A 15,682-nucleotide genomic window follows, 5' to 3' on the forward strand; every position below is an offset into this window, starting at 1 on the left:
AGCTGTGCTTATTGATTTTTAGGCCTAATGGCTACTTCGTGCCAGGATCTATTCTGCTAGTAAGACCCTGAAATAAATTCAGGGTGACGAATCAAGGATTAGCTATTGCTAATTGACCATTTGGTTGTTATTTTCACCCCCGATATCAATATTAATTACCTGTTAAACAGCATCTTACATTTTATTTTAAAAAAATTATTTTTCTGTATAGCTGTATCCATGGTTTCGTGCATATATACAGTAGCGCGCAGCATAAAAGCTTACAAACATTAAAGTGAAAGAAAACATTAAAATACTATTTGAACATTACTTAGCAGGTAAAACCAATCCGGAGCAAGAAAAGATCCTGATGGAGTACCTGGCCGACCCAGCAAACGCCGATTCTGAATTTCACCGTGTAATGGAAAAAGCCTGGACAAAACAAACAGGAGAAACCGATTACTCTTTAGCCGCAGTTCAGGGACTGGCACAGATATGGGATAAAGTTGAGGAACGCCAACCAAAAAGCCGATCACTCTTCCCACTATTAAAATATGCCGCCGCAATTGTGGTCATCATTTCTGCATCACTTGGCTGGTATGCATATAAAAAAGCACAACAACCTGTACAAACAGCCATTGCCTTTTTAAGTAAAACCACTCAAAAAGGCGAGAAAGTAAGGTTGATTTTACCTGATAGTTCTATTGTGTACCTCGGTGCCGGAAGTAAGCTTACCTGGCCATCACATTTTGTGAAGGGCAGTTTAAGAAATATACAGCTTGATGGAGAAGCTTTTTTTGAAGTAAAACGCGATACCACCAGTCCTTTTATTGTACATAGCGGCCAGATGCAGACACAGGTTTTGGGAACCTCGTTTAATATCTATGCTTACCCGAAAGATGGAACCTTTAGTGTTGCCGTGCGTACTGGTAAAGTGAAGGTTTCGGAGAACAGCCAAGGTAAACTAAACGAACTTTCGCTACTTACTCCTGGCATGAAACTATTCTATCATTTAAAGGAACGTAATTATACGGTACATACTGAACGGGTAACAGAAGTAAATGCATGGATAAAAAACAGCTTCGCTTTTAAAGATGTAACGCTACCAAATATGCTCAAATCATTGGAGAGATATTACAATGTACACATTGAGCTAAAGAGCAATAAACTTAATCAATGCAGGTTTAATGCCACCTTTTCTAACAAAAGCATAAGCAACGTAATGGAAGAACTCCATGTGATGAGTGGGAAACACCTGAAATACAAAATAGATACAGGCACTAAAACAATTACCGTATGGGGGGAGGGCTGCCAATGATAGGTTAGCTATACTTTATGGCGCAGCAGGAATGCGCAACATTACCGGATTTATACCTATGAAAAATAAATTAAACCTCTTAATACAAACAAGGAGCCGGATTGCTCGAACAATCCAGCTCCTAAACAAAAGTTTTTAACCCGTGAGAATTAAAAAACATCTTGAACCTATGAAAATAGGATTTTATGAATATATAAAAGAATATATTATCCATTTCGATTACAAGCCAGTGGCGGTGATGTTAATGTTATGTACTTTTTTATTTAACCTGGCTATAGCAAAAAGCTTTGAGCAAACACCAGGAGAAAGCAATGTAAGCATCAAAATAGCCGAAATGAGCATCCCTGATGCACTTTCACTACTTGAAGAAAAAGCAGGCTTATCGATTAATTACAATAGATCGATTTTTAGCCAGAACAGCAAAATAAGCCTCGAGGTAAAAAACATGCCACTTGAACTGACCCTCAAAAAAATACTTTCAGGAACCAGGGTAGCTTACAGGTTTGCTGATACCAATACCATATTGCTTTACAAACTTCCTGATCCGGTAAAACCCGGGCGTATATCGGGAAAAATATTCGACGAAAAAGGTGAAACCCTTCCTGGTGCCTCCATTAAGGTTATCCAAACAGGCAAAGCCACACAAACCGCCAGCGATGGAAGTTACACTTTAAGCGTTGAACCCGGCATTTATACGATAGAGGTAAGCTATATTTCTTTTGTTACCCAGCGCATCAGCGAGGTCAATGTAAAGGCTGACAAAAATACACCATTAGACATTTCGTTAAAACCTGATGCAAAAGGCCTTCAGGAAGTGGTGGTAACGGCCAGTTACAAAAAAGCATCAGTTGAGGGTTTATTGGCCCGGCAGAAAAACGCATCCGAAATCAGCAATGGGATCAGCGCAGAACAAATTAGCAGAACACCCGATAAAAACATCGGTGAAAGTTTGAAACGCATTAGTGGTGTAAGCACTATTGACAATAAGTTTGTTATTGTGCGCGGAATCGGCGAGCGTTACAATTCGGCTCAATTAGATGGGGTTACCCTCCCAAGTACCGAAGCACAAACACGCAACTTCTCTTTCGATCTAATTCCTTCCAATCTGGTTGATAATGTGGTGGTAAGCAAAACAGTTACCCCTGATATGAACACCAGTTTTGGTGGTGGACTCATCCAAATCAACACTAAAGATATACCTACTGAGAACTTCATCAGCTTTACCGCAGGTACTGCTTACAACGATCAAAGTACAGGCAAGGATTTCTTAAGCCACAAAAGGGGCAAGTATGATTATTTCGGCTTTGATGATGGCAGAAGGGATTATCCGGAAGGTTTAGAACACACCGTTAAAACTGTTGCACCTAACAGTGCATTGACTGAAGCAGAATATCAAAAAAAGGTAACTGATCAGAGCAAACGGTTTACGCAGGATAATGTGAGCGTTTATAAATACAAAACTGCTCCATCGCAAAATTATCAGTTCACCATCGGGCGTGCACTAAATTTAGATACAACAAACCACAATAAATTCGGCTTTACGGGCTCGCTGAGTTATCGCAATACACAAAACATCAACCTTATCGAAAACCAGAACAGAAGTGATTGGAATCTGGCATATCCGAATAACAGTGGGGCCTCATATGGTTTTAATACTACGCTTGGTGGAATTCTGAATTTTGGTTTACAGCTCGGCAAAAACAGGTTCAGCTTTCGCAATACCTACACCCACCTATATGATAACACTATGGTAAGGATTATTGGTTTCCATAAAGATGAAACTAATTTTAATCTTCCGCCAAACCGTATCCAGGAAAATGAAGATCCTACCTATACTGATTTGCTTCAAAATAAATTGAATGGGCAGCATCAGTTAGGAAAGGTAAAGATAGAATGGGATCTTGCCCGTATTAATATCCACCGCAAGGAAAAAGATCTGGTAATTGCCTCAAGTAGTCCTAAACTGATCGGAAGTGAATATCAATACTTTTACAATTATAACCTATCTACACAAATAGAAGTGGTACCCATGTCGCGTCATCATTATCAAAATGAAGAAGGGCATTACTCATGGAACCTTTCGGCAACAATCCCTTTTAAGTTTAAAGAAATCCGCAGTAGTTTAAAAACAGGCTATTTTGGCAACCGCAAGAAAGCTGATTTCAGTTGGCAGATTGCCTCTTTTTCAGGAAGTAACACACTTGCTGACAGTTTAAAATATATTCCTGTTAGTGAAATGATAAATCCCGAAAACATTGCTTTTGATAAGTATTTCTATTCTGTTAATCCATACTTTTTAGATAATTACGAAGGCAAAAGTAATACGCATGCCGGATACATCATGTTGGATAACCGTTTACTATCTAACCTACGTCTGGTTTGGGGGGTACGGGCAGAGTATTACCAATACACAGAAATCAAAAATGGTTACAGCAATGCTCAGTCGCAAACGGCTTTCGAACTTAAACCTGACCGTAAATGGCAATGGCTACCTTCTGCAAATATTACCTATAATCCGGTTGATGCCCTGAATATAAGAGCTGCTGTTTCAAGCAGTGTCATCCGCCCAGAATTATTGGATAACAGTCGTTTTTTTAGATACAGTCCCTATTTAGACGGACAGTTTGGCAATCAAGGATTATATAGTACACGTATTGATAGCTATGATTTTAAAACTGAATGGTTTCCAGGTCTTGGCGAGATTATTTCGATAGGTGGGTATTATAAATATTTTGATAAACCTGCTGAAATTACGGTTAGTTCGGCCAGTGGTAATTCTACGTATTACACCAAAAGCTCTGATTGGGCTAAAGTTTACGGATTGGAATTCGAATTCCGTAAAAGCCTGGGCTTTATTACCGATCTGCAACTTTTATCCAGATTAACTGCCTATGGTAATTTTACCCTTCAACGGTCGATAGTTAGGAGCACCTATCGCACCAAAAATCCTGCAGATCCAACTGGTCCAGATATCCTGATGCCAATCAATCAAAAACGGGCGATGTATGGCCAAGCACCTTATCAGCTCAATGCAGGGCTTCAATATACAGATAAGCATTTTAGTTTCAACATCGCCTACAACAAATCGGCATATAAAACCTATATCGTAAGCGACAAACCGGTTGATATTGAGTATGAACGGGCCCGCGACCAGATAGATATCCAGATTGCCTATAAATTTTTAAATAACAAAATCGAGATCAAATTAAATGCGGGCAACCTGTTAAACAGGGCTTCAGTTTTTTACCGTAATACGGCCAGTTATGAAGCTAATCCAGAATATGTGGCGGGAAAAAGTGATGAAAGTGATTTTATGCGGTTAAAACCAGGTTTTAGTAATAAATACGACGAAGGAGACCAGATAACATTTAAACAAAAATTCGGTCGCACTTATAGTACCTCTATTACCTATAATTTTTAAAACTACTATGAAAAACAATATAAATGAGCGTATACCATTAAAAAGGAAAGGAGGAACAACGTTTCCTGCATAGCCATAAAAAAAACGAAAGGTTGTATCAGAACCCTTCGTTTAAACCGATCATTTCTAGTGGAACGGCCAATCCAGGATAAACCTGAAATATTTTAAAAACCTAAGTTGAAAGCCAAGGGCAGCCAACAGATCTGCTTAGTTATCGATAAGAAATACTAAGATATAAAAAACATCCTATTTAGTGATATGTAGGCTTTTATTTCCATAAAAAAGAAGGAATTATCTGCCCTTACCTCTAAATAATCAAAAAAATCAACCTAAAAACATGGATCCTACCTATAAGATCCTATGAAAAACAAAAAACGAAAATGAAAAATTTCAAAAATTTAATTGGTCTTTTATCAATTGTTGCTGTTTCTTTTACAGCTTGTAAAAAAAATGAAGGTGGATCAGCTTCATTCAACAACCGCAGCACTTCAGCAGCAGATTATTCACAATCATCATTGCCAGTTGTGGCAGTTAGCGGAGACATTACCAGCTCTGTAACCTGGACAGCAGGAAACGTATACGAATTAAGTGGTGTAGTAACGGTTAGAAGTGGGGCAACCTTAACCATCCAACCAGGTACTTACATCAAATCATCTGCAAATACTCCAGGCGTAAAAAATGGTGTATTGGTTATTGCAAAAGACGGTACCATCAACGCTGTTGGTACAGCTGCTGATCCAATTGTATTTACCAGCCGTAACCTTTTAGATGGTAACGCTGGTACAACTGGTACCCCTGGCGATTTTGGTGGCGTAATCATTTTAGGTAATGCAACGATCAACGTTGGTGATAAACTGATTGAAGGTTTAGATAACGAAGCTAAATTCCACTACGGAGGTTCTAACGATGCCGATAACCGTGGTACTTTCCAATATGTACGTATTGAGTATGCTGGTTTCCAATTGGCTGCAAACGTTGAGGTTAATGGTTTAACTTTAGGTGGTGTTGGTAACGGTACTACTATCGATCACGTGCAGGTTTCTTACGGTCTTGATGATGGATTCGAATTTTTTGGTGGTACAGTTAATGCAAGCAATTTAATTGCTTTAGCTTCTGATGATGATCAATTTGATTTCGATAATGGTTTTACAGGTACACTAAGTGATGCAGTAGCCATTGCTGATAAAAATGCTACACACAGTACAAGTGGTGGTAACAGCGATTCTAATGGTATCGAATCTGACAACAATGCATCTATTGAAGATGCAACCTTTAGCCTAACGCCTAAAACACACCCAACTTTAATTAATGTAAGCATCTTCGGAACCGAAAACACCGGCGGTATTGCAGGTTTAGGTTACCGTAACGGTATCCGCGAGCGTAGAGGTTCGGAAGTTGATTTGATCGATGTAATTGTATCTGGCTACAATACCGGTATTGCATTTGATGCAGATGCTCCAGCCGGTGTTTCAAGTATCAGTACTACATCTGTTCATGGTTTCGTTAACGCAATCACTACAGCATCTGGCACTTACGTTGATGGTGGTGGTAACTCATTAGTTATTAACCCAACCAACGCAAGTTATTTTGGTGTAAGCCAACCATGGTACAACACGCCAGGTTCTCCAGCTACGGTTACTTTACCAACCTGGTCAGCTGGCTGGTCTAAACTAGTATTCTAATTTTTTCTCTCTTAACTAAAGGAGGCCGTACCCCAAAGGGTACGGCTCCTTTATTACAAAAACAGATAGCTGTTTTTAAATGTAATGACCCTTTATATGAAACTAAAAATTTTTACCCTTTTCCTTCTTTCTGCTGTTGTAACCTTAAGTTTATCTTGTCGCAAAGCAGCACTTCTTCAACCAGAACCAGCTAAAATTATCCAGCTAAGCATTAGTGGAACAACCAGTGTTGAGCTCGAATACCTATATAAAGACAGTATAATAGCTACTCCGCCCGCAGGTGGCATCAGTTTAAAAACCTTGCTTGCCGTAAAAGACCAGAATGCCGTTTTAAAAATCAGAAATAAAGGTACTTCCGAAATATTGCTTACCAGAACCATTATGGCTACTCCATTCGATCAGAATATTAGCCTGTTTTATGATGGGACCAAAATATATAACAACGCCATTTCATTAAGACTTAAAGGCTATGCACTATCCGGCGAACTCGAATTCCTGTTGGATGGGACTGTATTTTCATCAGGTAACGGCGCCATAGATAAATTATCTTCCGTCCTGATCGATAAAGGTACCACAAGAGAAATCACCGTCCGCAAAAAAGGAGAAACTGCTATTCTCCTAACCAAGACAATCGAATCGGCCACGGCACAACAAAATATTGGTTTCTTTTTTGATGGCATTAAAATAGTCGATAATGTAAAAGTTGATCCCCCTATTAATCCTGCTAACATGATGCTGACGGCTAAATTTGAAACTACATTTCCAAATCAATTTAAAAATGTTGATGTAGACCTTGTTTTTTATACCAGGCTTAAAACTGCATCGAATACAACGGCCGGAACCAAAGTAACACCCGAACTTAGATTTACCTTACCTAAAAGCGGGTCTTTTAATTCGATAGAACTACCTCCTTTACCCGGGCCAAATTATATTTACAGTTTTGATATTGTTGAAAAAGGAACCAATACCGAGCCTTACACCCCTGGAACTCCTTTAGTGCTTAATGGTTATACGTTAAAGCCTAATGAGGGTAGAATCACTGCAGCCTTTGCTGAAAACGGGATAAATTTTGAGGCAGGAAAATCAAAGTTATTTGTAATTGCAGATGCCAGAACAGCTGTTACCACACCAACCAGATCTATTTATGTATCAGGTGGAAGATTAACAGATCTTTCTCAGTATTTTCAGTAGAATTTATATTATAGTATAGAAAATGGGGAAAACCAAAGCAAATTGCAATGGGTATTCCCTTTTTCTTTTATTACAATTTGCTAACTCTCCTATTGACCATCATCATGCAACCTCAATACGATTAAACCAGCTACTCATTCTTGTATTTGAGATACTGAACAAATCAGCAAAAGCAATCCTGGTATTACATGAATAGATTTTTATCGGCTGATTTGATGCGATTTTTTTCCAAGTATCCAGCGGTTACGCATGCAACGGTAACACCTATAACGTTTCATAGGTAACCAGAATAACAGGGTTTTCATCAAAAATGTCCGTGGGATTCTTTCCATATCTGATTTATCACCCTTACCACATGGGCATACACCTTGAAAATGACCATTGCCAATTGATTCGATTGCTGCTGTCATGACACAAAAAATTGAAAACTTATACTAAACATATAGATTACCAAAAATATAGCGCTAATGTTAATATAAAATAACCTGTTCAATACCAAACAGGTTGCACTTACAATATCATGGAAATCTTGTAATTATTTCCTGATCTTTCTGTAAAGCCTGGCTATTTTTTTAGCATCTTTTTTAAACGTTTCCAGATAATCATCTATTTCTTTCTTTGATAATGTTTCGATCTTGGCTTTAACCGCATGTTTGAAACTACCTACTGCAAGTAACTGATTTTTACCATCGCGAAATTTCACATTCGGAAAAAGCTCTGTAATATGACGTTTATTTCTTTCCCTGATTTCGCTCAGTTTAGTAAAAGATTTTGAGTTTGTATCGATATTTAAATCTGTGAGCGAATCATAATAATCATAATCATTAATGTAATTGATCACGCTGAGGGTAACCATGTTCAAATCCATATTTACTTTTGTTTCAGCTAAATATAACAGTTTGTGTTTAAAATACACAGTGCTGTTTAAAATATGTGACGCAGCAAACAAATCTAGTTCAGCAATTATTTAGGCTGCAAAAATCTAAACCAAAGCGATTTTTTGCCCGCTGATTCCTATAGATGTAATCACATTATTTCATAGCTTTACTAGCAAACAATACAACATGATGAATTTAGTGATGTCAATTATCGGGTGGTCTGGGGTGCTATTTTGTACAATGGGTTATCTTTTTTTAAGCATGAAATTGATCCGTGCCGATTCACTCGCATTTCAGGCCCTCAACATATTGGGTGGTTTGTGTTTGGCCATCACCGCGTTAGACACCCACGATCTACCAAATGCCGCAGCAAATGTGCTCTGGATGTCTATTGGTTTGTATGCTTTAAGCAGGCAGTTTAGCAAACGGGAGCAGAAACAGCCTTAAGGGGTGATATAGAAAGGGCATCATATGCCTTTTGTTTGTAATAAGCTAAACGATCTAAATAAGCTTTTTTATCGCTTTCCATTGAAAGGTAAAAATAAGCACCATCTACCAGTACAAAAATAAAATCAGCCGTAACCTGAGGATTTTCAACATTTGTGATATGCTGTTCATTGCACTGTTCAATCATCAGGGCAAGACCATTACGAAGCGCATCTAAAATAAATTTATACTTTAACTTAATCTTTTTCTCCCTGAATGCCAAAGCGTAAAAGGTGTAGAACAATCCATCATCAAAAAGCAGGTTCCATTTTTTAGAAAACAGCATTTCAATAGTGCCTTGCAAATCGTCCAGTTTTGCTTTCCCTTTGTTTTTTATCGTATAAATTAATAAATACCGATCGAGTATATGATCGATCAGTTCGTAAGTAAGTCCTTCTTTGGTTTCAAAATAATGAATAATCAGGCTTGGGTTAATATCCATCACCTTTGCAATCTTCGCAATAGAGGTATTTTCGTAACCCTCTTTCTTGGCCACCTGGTAAAATACCTTAATAATTTCCAGTCGTCTTGTCTCTTTTAGGCTTTTGCGTCCCATCGTGCAGTTAATTTAATTAGGCAAACTAATCAAAAGTAGTTGTATTCTGCAAATTTATTTTCTTAATAGATTGAATGAACATTCAATTAATATATTAATTTAGTCTTAACTTAACTTTAATATGATATGCTCAATTTAGCGCCGCTGAAATTGCGCATCATTCCAAATCAAACAACTAAATATTAAGAAAAATGAAAAAAAAGCTATTCTGGATGTTCACACTGTTGATCCTCTCCGCTAGCGGCTTTGCTCAAGGGATTGCCATTAAGGGCACAGTCTCTGATTCAAAGACGGGGGAAACAATCCCCGCGGTAAACATTACGGTAAAAGGGACAAACCTGCACATCGCAACCAACAGCAGCGGTGTTTACGCCTTAAGCAGTGTAAAACCTGATGCCATCCTTATTTTTTCCTACATCGGCTACAAGCAACAGGAAATTGCCGTTAATGGCAGAACAAAAATCGATGTTTCGCTGTCCCCGGACTTTGCCAACCTTGATGAGGTAATGGTGGTTGGATTTGGGACCAAGAAAAAAATCAATGTTGCCGGTGCAATTGATCAGATCTCTGGCAAGCAGCTCGAATCGAGACCGGTAACCAATGTATTACAGGGTTTGCAGGGCATTAGCCCCGGGCTGAATATCACTTATGCGGGTGGTGCGCCGGGCAGTGTACCTAACATCAACATCAGGGGCTATACTTCTATTAACGGTGGCTCGCCATTAATTGTTATTGATGGTATCCCTGCTACCAGCAATGACGATATGTTACGGTTAACCCCGTCTGATATCACTTCGTTTACAGTATTACGGGATGCAGCATCGGCTGCCATTTATGGTGCACGTGCAGCATTTGGGGTAATCCTGATCACCACTAAGCAAGGTGTGGCAGGTAACAATGTAATTAGTTACAATACCTTCCAATCGTGGGCAAAACCAACGCTGCTGCCTAAACCGGTAACAGATCCGTATATTTTTTCCAGGGTTTTAGAAACCTCTACTGATAATACCCCATGGGATTATGTAAATTATTCGGATGAGTACTATCGATGGGCAAAAGAAAGATCAGACAATCCATCCATAGCCGATACCCGGTTAAACCCAACCGATCCTACCAAATGGGCCTATATGGGCAGCAACGATTGGTATAATTATTTTTTTAATAACTCAAGTTTATCCAAAAGTCATACCCTTACCTTCTCTGGAGGAGCTACGGTAAACGAAAAACCTTTAACCTATTATCTTTCTGCAGATTACTCAAGAGATAATGGCTTAAATAAACTTACCGCCGATTATTGGGACCGTTATGGACTAAGGTCAAAAGTGGGCTTTTCGCCACTTTCATGGCTTAAAGTTGATAATAATCTGAATATTTATGAAACTAAAAGGGCACTTCCCAACGGAAATATTACCGATCTGTATTACCTCATGCCTACCGATGTGGCTAAAAATCCTGATGGTACCTGGGCAAATACTGCTGCAGGCAAACTGGCTGCAAAACTTGTTGATGGCGGAAACAACCTTCAGAATATGTTCGGTTTCCAGAATATTACCAGTGCTACCGCTTTATTTTTAAAGGGTGATCTTCAGGTAAATGCCGATGCATCTTTTAAACGCGAGCTTTGGAAAACACATAACGATAGCAAAAAATACAAAATCGGCTATGGTCCGAATGATATCCGCGAAGAAGGTGGAAACGGTTCAGTAACCGAGAACAATGGTTACTTGTATAATAATACCTTTAACTTGTACACTACCTATAAAAAGACTATTGGCGACCATTTTTTCAGTGCAATGGTGGGTTTTAATAGCGAAGATTACAGCTATTCGACCGTAAATGCAAGCAGAGACATGCTGATTTCTTCTTCCTTACCTTATCTATTCCTTACCAATGGTGCAGCAGGGGTTGATGCAAACTATTCGGCTTATGCAACCAACAGTGTCTTTTCGCGATTAAACTATACTTATAAAAACAGGTACATCCTTGAAGCAACCGGAAGGTACGATGGTTCATCTCGGTTTCCTGTGGATAGGCGTTGGGGATTTTTCCCTTCTGCTTCTGCTGCCTGGATAGTAAGTGGTGAAGATTTCTTTAAAACACTCTCACCTACGGTATCTACTTTTAAACTTCGTGCCTCATACGGAGATCTTGGAAATCAGGGTGCGCTTGGAAACGATAATTTAGCCAACTTCGGTTATATCCAATCGCTTAGACCAGGTACTTCAGGTTATCTGATCGGGGGTAACGGCCAAAACCAGATTATTACTGGTGCCCCTGGACTAAATGTTGATCCTCAGACTTATACATGGGAAAGGGTATCAACCTTGAATATGGGTACCGATATCGGACTATTGAGCGATAAACTCTCTTTCACTTTCGATTATTATATCCGTGATACCAAAGGTATGCTTACTGCCGGACAGGAATTGCCTGGTGTATTGGGTACTGCTGTTCCACGTCAAAACGCCGCGGATCTGCGTACTAAAGGATGGGAACTTTCGGTAACCTATAGAGACAGGTTTGATCTCGGCTCGAAACCTTTCAGCTTTGATGCCAAGGTATTCCTGGCCGATTCTAAAGCCAAAATTACCAGGTTCAAAAATGACCAGAACCTATTTTCAAATTATCGCGAAGGACAGGTTCTTGGAGAGATCTGGGGATTACAGAATGATGGCGTTTTCCGTAGTAAAGCAGAGATTGCTGCTTTAGATGAATCTGCACTTATACCTTGGGGAGCCCTGTCTATTGTTGAGGGGTGGCCAAAATATGTAGATCTTGATGGAAACAAAAAAATAGAAAAAGGACTGAGCTCAAACGATCCTAAAGATTTAAAGATCATTGGAAACAGTTCTGACCGTTATACCATTGGTGCCAACCTAAATATGGATTGGGGTGGTTTTGACCTTTCTGTATTTTTACAGGGAGTACTAAAAAGAGACTTTTATCCTCACCATTATCTTTTCTGGGGGCCTTATCAACAGCCATATGCCAACGTTTACCCCTGGAACCTTGATTTTTACCGTGGAGCAGCCGATTCGCCAGAACAAAGGGCTAAACACTCCGCTTCCTATATCGCTGCCGGACTTGCTGATGCCAATACCGATTCGCAATACCCGGTATTACAATCATGGCTTGCTGATGCCAACTATGGATCGGGTTTAGATATTCCCCAAACCAAATACCTGCTCAATGGTGCTTACCTGAGGATTAAAAATGTATCCTTAGGCTACACCCTACCAGGCAAATGGACCAAGAAGTTTCATGTAAACCGTCTTCGCGTATTTGTTACCGGAGAAAACCTGTACGAGTTTTCTTCAATCAAAAAATTTATCGATCCAGAAGCGGTTAACCAGGGACCAAGTGCCTGGGCATATCCTTATCAACGCAGGTATGCTTTCGGTTTAAACCTCGATTTTTAACCTAAGCTTTCACATTCAAATCATTTTAAAAATGAAAAAGTATCTATATATCCTATTTATTGCTGCTGTGGGTATGCTCGCAGCCTGTAAAAAAGCTGGGCTGGATCGTTTTCCACAAACCTCCATTTCCCCTAACCTATTCTTTAATACCGAAAGTGATCTTTCGCTTTACGTAAACGGCTTACTCTCCCAACCAGACCGCAATACTTATCTTAATGATCAGAGTACGGATAACGTAGCCACCACCGCAGCCGTTGAAGTAAAAAATGTTATGACCGGCAACGCAAATGCCCAGAACATTACCACTGGCTGGAGCTGGAGCAGGTTAAGAAACATTAATTATTTTCTGGAAAACTATGGAAAAGCACAGGTTTCGGCCGTCGTTAAAAATCACTATGCAGGTTTGGCCAGGTATTACCGTGCAGAATTCTATCTCGATAAAGTAAAGCGTTTCTCTGATGTTCCATGGTACTCAGGCACATTGGAACCAGGCGATGAAGAACTTTACAAAGCTCGTGATCCACGGACATTGATTGCAGACAGTATAATGGCTGACCTGGATTTTGCCTATAAAAATGTAAGGGAAAGTGTTCCGGTGGGTACCCCGGGAAAGTGGGCAGTAGCCACCTTATATGCACGCGCGGCACTTTACGAAGGCACTTACCGTAAATACCACAATGAGCTAAATTTAAACAGCTCAGCAAACACCTTTTTAGAAACCGCAGCAAGGATTTCAGGAGAGATTATCGCTACCAAAAAGTTTACCATCTACAATACCGGAAAACCTGAACAGGATTATGGAACATTATTCTCCAGTCAGGACCTAACAGGTAACAGTGAGGCTATCCTTGTTAACATCTTTGACATGAGTAAGAGCAAAAGCCAGAATGTGAATTCGACTGTATTCGGCGATTATGAGCAAGCACCAGCCAAGGACCTGTTGCAAACGTACTTAATGAAAGATGGAAGTAGGTTTACTGATGTAGCAAATTATGCACAATTGGGTTTTGTGGCAGAATTTAAAAACCGTGATCCGCGGATGTCTCAGACCATCGTTTATCCGGGATGGATCAGGGTACCCGATCCTACGCCATATATTCAGAGTTTAAATAAAAACTTTACGGGTTACCACCAGCTGAAAGGATATGTAAACAGTACCGATAACGCGATCTTAAACGGTGTAGATTTTCCGGTATACCGTTACGCAGAAGTGCTGCTAACCTATGCTGAAGCGCTTGCCGAATTAGGTACATTAACTCAGTCTCAGCTGGACCAATCTATAAACCTGCTACGCAAAAGAGCTGGTCTGCCCGATCTTAACCTTGCAACAGCAAATGCCAATCCAGATCCAGCGCTACAATTGCAATATCCAAATGTTACCGGTAATGGAGGGGTGATATTTGAAATCAGAAGGGAACGCAGGGTAGAGTATGCTTTCGAAAATACGAGATTTGACGATCTGATGCGATGGAAGGTAGGCAAGCTCCTCACAAAAAGCCCCGAAGGCATGTACTTTGGTGGGCTGGGCAAGTACGACCTTACAGGTGATGGCGTTGATGATATTATCCTGATTGACAGAACTGTAACTATTCCAGGCGAACAGCAAAAAGAAAAGAACTCACTTGGAGTAAAACTCAATTATTTCCGCGCAGGATTAATCGGGACCGACGCAACAGTTTACTTAAAGAATGGAAATGCCGGAGGTAATATCGTAACCGAAAATGTAACCAGAACCTTTGAGGAACCAAAATTCTATTATCGCCCTATCCCGCAGCAACAGGTAATCCTTAACCCAAAACTTAAACAAATTTTTGGTTGGTAATGATGGCAGAAATAAAAAGAAGGTCCCTATTAAAGGCCATAGGGCTATCCGCAGGTGCTGCGTTTTCTGGAACGTTACCAGCACTGGCATCAGAAAGCATTCTCGAGAAATCAAAAGGTAAAAAACTGGTGCTTACCGTGCCACACATTACCGATGTACACATACGTTCAGGAGAAAATGCTCCGGATCGATTTAAAGCATGTTTAAAACAGATTATCAGCAAACATAAAGTTGATTTCTTCTTAAACGGGGGAGATTCGATTAACGATGCTTCTTACGATAATGTAGTACGTAATCAGGTAACCGAACAATGGGGTATTTGGGATGATTGCATTAAAACAATTGATAAATACGAGATACACAGTTGTATTGGCAACCACGATACCTGGTGGAAGGCGCCTACAAAAGACGACGAAATGTATGGGAAGAACTATGTGGTGAAACGGCTGAAAATTCCTGGCCGTTATTATAGTTTCTCAAAAAAGAACTGGCATTTCATTATCCTTGATGGAAATAACAGCAAGATTTCGCTTGATGAGGAACAGTTTAGTTGGCTTGAACAGGAATTAAAAAACCTGCCTGCTGGTACACCTACCCTGCTCATGTCGCATTATCCAATCCTGGGCACCACCCAGGTATTGGTTGGTGGCGGACATTCGGATTGTAAAAAACTGAAAGATCTTTTTTACAAACACCGCGATAAGGTAAAAATATGCCTGAGTGGCCATAATCATCTTTCTGATCAAACCGCTTACAATGGTGTTAAATACTGCTGTAATGGAGCTATGAGTGGTTTTTGGTGGGGCAAGGGCGATGCAGAATCGGCAGGCCCAGGTTATTATCTGGAAACGCCACCCGGATATGCAATACTTAAAATGTACGATGATGGAACAGTTGAAAATGAATATTTTCCACACACTTTCTAATACT

At 39.8% G+C, this 15,682-nt stretch carries 10 protein-coding genes; 8 read left to right on the forward strand and 2 right to left on the reverse strand.

Translation table 11 applies throughout. The annotated features are described in order from the left end of the window. Window positions 1-274: 274 nt before the first annotated feature. The 4 genes from ACTJKN_RS24870 to ACTJKN_RS24885 all read left to right on the forward strand — a co-directional run bounded on the left by ACTJKN_RS24870 (window position 275) and on the right by ACTJKN_RS24885 (window position 7,591). Window positions 275-1,297 (forward strand): FecR family protein, encoded by a 1,023-nt coding sequence (locus ACTJKN_RS24870; protein ID WP_440828346.1) that lies wholly within the window; start codon window positions 275-277, stop codon window positions 1,295-1,297. Window positions 1,298-1,466: 169 nt separating this feature from the next. Further along, entirely contained in the window at window positions 1,467-4,718 is a 3,252-nt protein-coding gene (locus ACTJKN_RS24875) for a TonB-dependent receptor domain-containing protein (protein WP_440828347.1), read from the forward strand. Window positions 4,719-5,098: 380 nt separating this feature from the next. Then, on the forward strand, window positions 5,099-6,400 hold the full coding sequence (locus tag ACTJKN_RS24880) for a hypothetical protein (RefSeq protein ID WP_440828348.1): 1,302 nt from the start codon (window positions 5,099-5,101) through the stop codon (window positions 6,398-6,400). A gap of 96 nt (window positions 6,401-6,496) precedes the next feature. Beyond that, the gene (locus ACTJKN_RS24885; protein WP_440828349.1) at window positions 6,497-7,591 is read left to right on the forward strand and encodes a hypothetical protein; all 1,095 of its coding nucleotides are present in this window, start codon (window positions 6,497-6,499) and stop codon (window positions 7,589-7,591) included. Between the two features lie 535 nt (window positions 7,592-8,126). On the opposite strand, the gene ACTJKN_RS24890 is transcribed toward ACTJKN_RS24885, so the two are convergent. Then, window positions 8,127-8,459, reverse strand: a complete 333-nt coding sequence (locus ACTJKN_RS24890; protein WP_440828350.1) for a hypothetical protein — start codon at window positions 8,457-8,459, stop codon at window positions 8,127-8,129. Between the two features lie 196 nt (window positions 8,460-8,655). Here ACTJKN_RS24890 and ACTJKN_RS24895 point away from each other — a divergent pair, with 196 nt between their 5' ends. Then, window positions 8,656-8,916: a CBU_0592 family membrane protein gene (locus ACTJKN_RS24895; protein ID WP_440828351.1), complete on the forward strand. Its 261-nt coding sequence runs from the start codon at window positions 8,656-8,658 to the stop codon at window positions 8,914-8,916. On the opposite strand, the gene ACTJKN_RS24900 is transcribed toward ACTJKN_RS24895, so the two are convergent. Further along, window positions 8,888-9,511: a TetR family transcriptional regulator gene (locus ACTJKN_RS24900; protein ID WP_440828352.1), complete on the reverse strand. Its 624-nt coding sequence runs from the start codon at window positions 9,509-9,511 to the stop codon at window positions 8,888-8,890. The two genes, ACTJKN_RS24895 and ACTJKN_RS24900, sit on opposite strands and share 29 nt — an antisense overlap. Window positions 9,512-9,702: 191 nt before the next feature. Here ACTJKN_RS24900 and ACTJKN_RS24905 point away from each other — a divergent pair, with 191 nt between their 5' ends. From ACTJKN_RS24905 to ACTJKN_RS24915, 3 genes are all read left to right on the forward strand, one after another. Continuing rightward, window positions 9,703-12,930, forward strand: a complete 3,228-nt coding sequence (locus ACTJKN_RS24905; RefSeq protein WP_440828353.1) for a SusC/RagA family TonB-linked outer membrane protein — start codon at window positions 9,703-9,705, stop codon at window positions 12,928-12,930. A gap of 865 nt (window positions 12,931-13,795) precedes the next feature. Further along, entirely contained in the window at window positions 13,796-14,752 is a 957-nt protein-coding gene (locus tag ACTJKN_RS24910; protein WP_440828383.1) for a RagB/SusD family nutrient uptake outer membrane protein, read from the forward strand. Then, window positions 14,752-15,678, forward strand: coding sequence for a metallophosphoesterase family protein (locus tag ACTJKN_RS24915; RefSeq protein WP_440828354.1), 927 nt, complete (start codon window positions 14,752-14,754; stop codon window positions 15,676-15,678). The genes ACTJKN_RS24910 and ACTJKN_RS24915 overlap by 1 nt, the downstream gene beginning before the upstream one ends. Window positions 15,679-15,682: the final 4 nt, after the last annotated feature.

Source organism: Pedobacter sp. 22163, assembly GCF_052045595.1.
GTDB lineage: Bacteria > Bacteroidota > Bacteroidia > Sphingobacteriales > Sphingobacteriaceae > Pedobacter.

What these genes read in the sequence shown, in the direction of transcription:
- ACTJKN_RS24875 (WP_440828347.1), top strand. Translation starts at nt 1,467, where the DNA reads ATGAAAATAGGATTTTATGAATATATAAAAGAATATATTATCCATTTC.
- ACTJKN_RS24880 (WP_440828348.1), top strand. Translation starts at nt 5,099, where the DNA reads ATGAAAAATTTCAAAAATTTAATTGGTCTTTTATCAATTGTTGCTGTT.
- ACTJKN_RS24885 (WP_440828349.1), top strand. Translation starts at nt 6,497, where the DNA reads ATGAAACTAAAAATTTTTACCCTTTTCCTTCTTTCTGCTGTTGTAACC.
- ACTJKN_RS24890 (WP_440828350.1), bottom strand. Translation starts at nt 8,459, where the DNA reads ATGGATTTGAACATGGTTACCCTCAGCGTGATCAATTACATTAATGAT.
- ACTJKN_RS24895 (WP_440828351.1), top strand. Translation starts at nt 8,656, where the DNA reads ATGATGAATTTAGTGATGTCAATTATCGGGTGGTCTGGGGTGCTATTT.
- ACTJKN_RS24900 (WP_440828352.1), bottom strand. Translation starts at nt 9,511, where the DNA reads ATGGGACGCAAAAGCCTAAAAGAGACAAGACGACTGGAAATTATTAAG.
- ACTJKN_RS24905 (WP_440828353.1), top strand. Translation starts at nt 9,703, where the DNA reads ATGAAAAAAAAGCTATTCTGGATGTTCACACTGTTGATCCTCTCCGCT.
- ACTJKN_RS24910 (WP_440828383.1), top strand. Translation starts at nt 13,796, where the DNA reads ATGAGTAAGAGCAAAAGCCAGAATGTGAATTCGACTGTATTCGGCGAT.
- ACTJKN_RS24915 (WP_440828354.1), top strand. Translation starts at nt 14,752, where the DNA reads ATGATGGCAGAAATAAAAAGAAGGTCCCTATTAAAGGCCATAGGGCTA.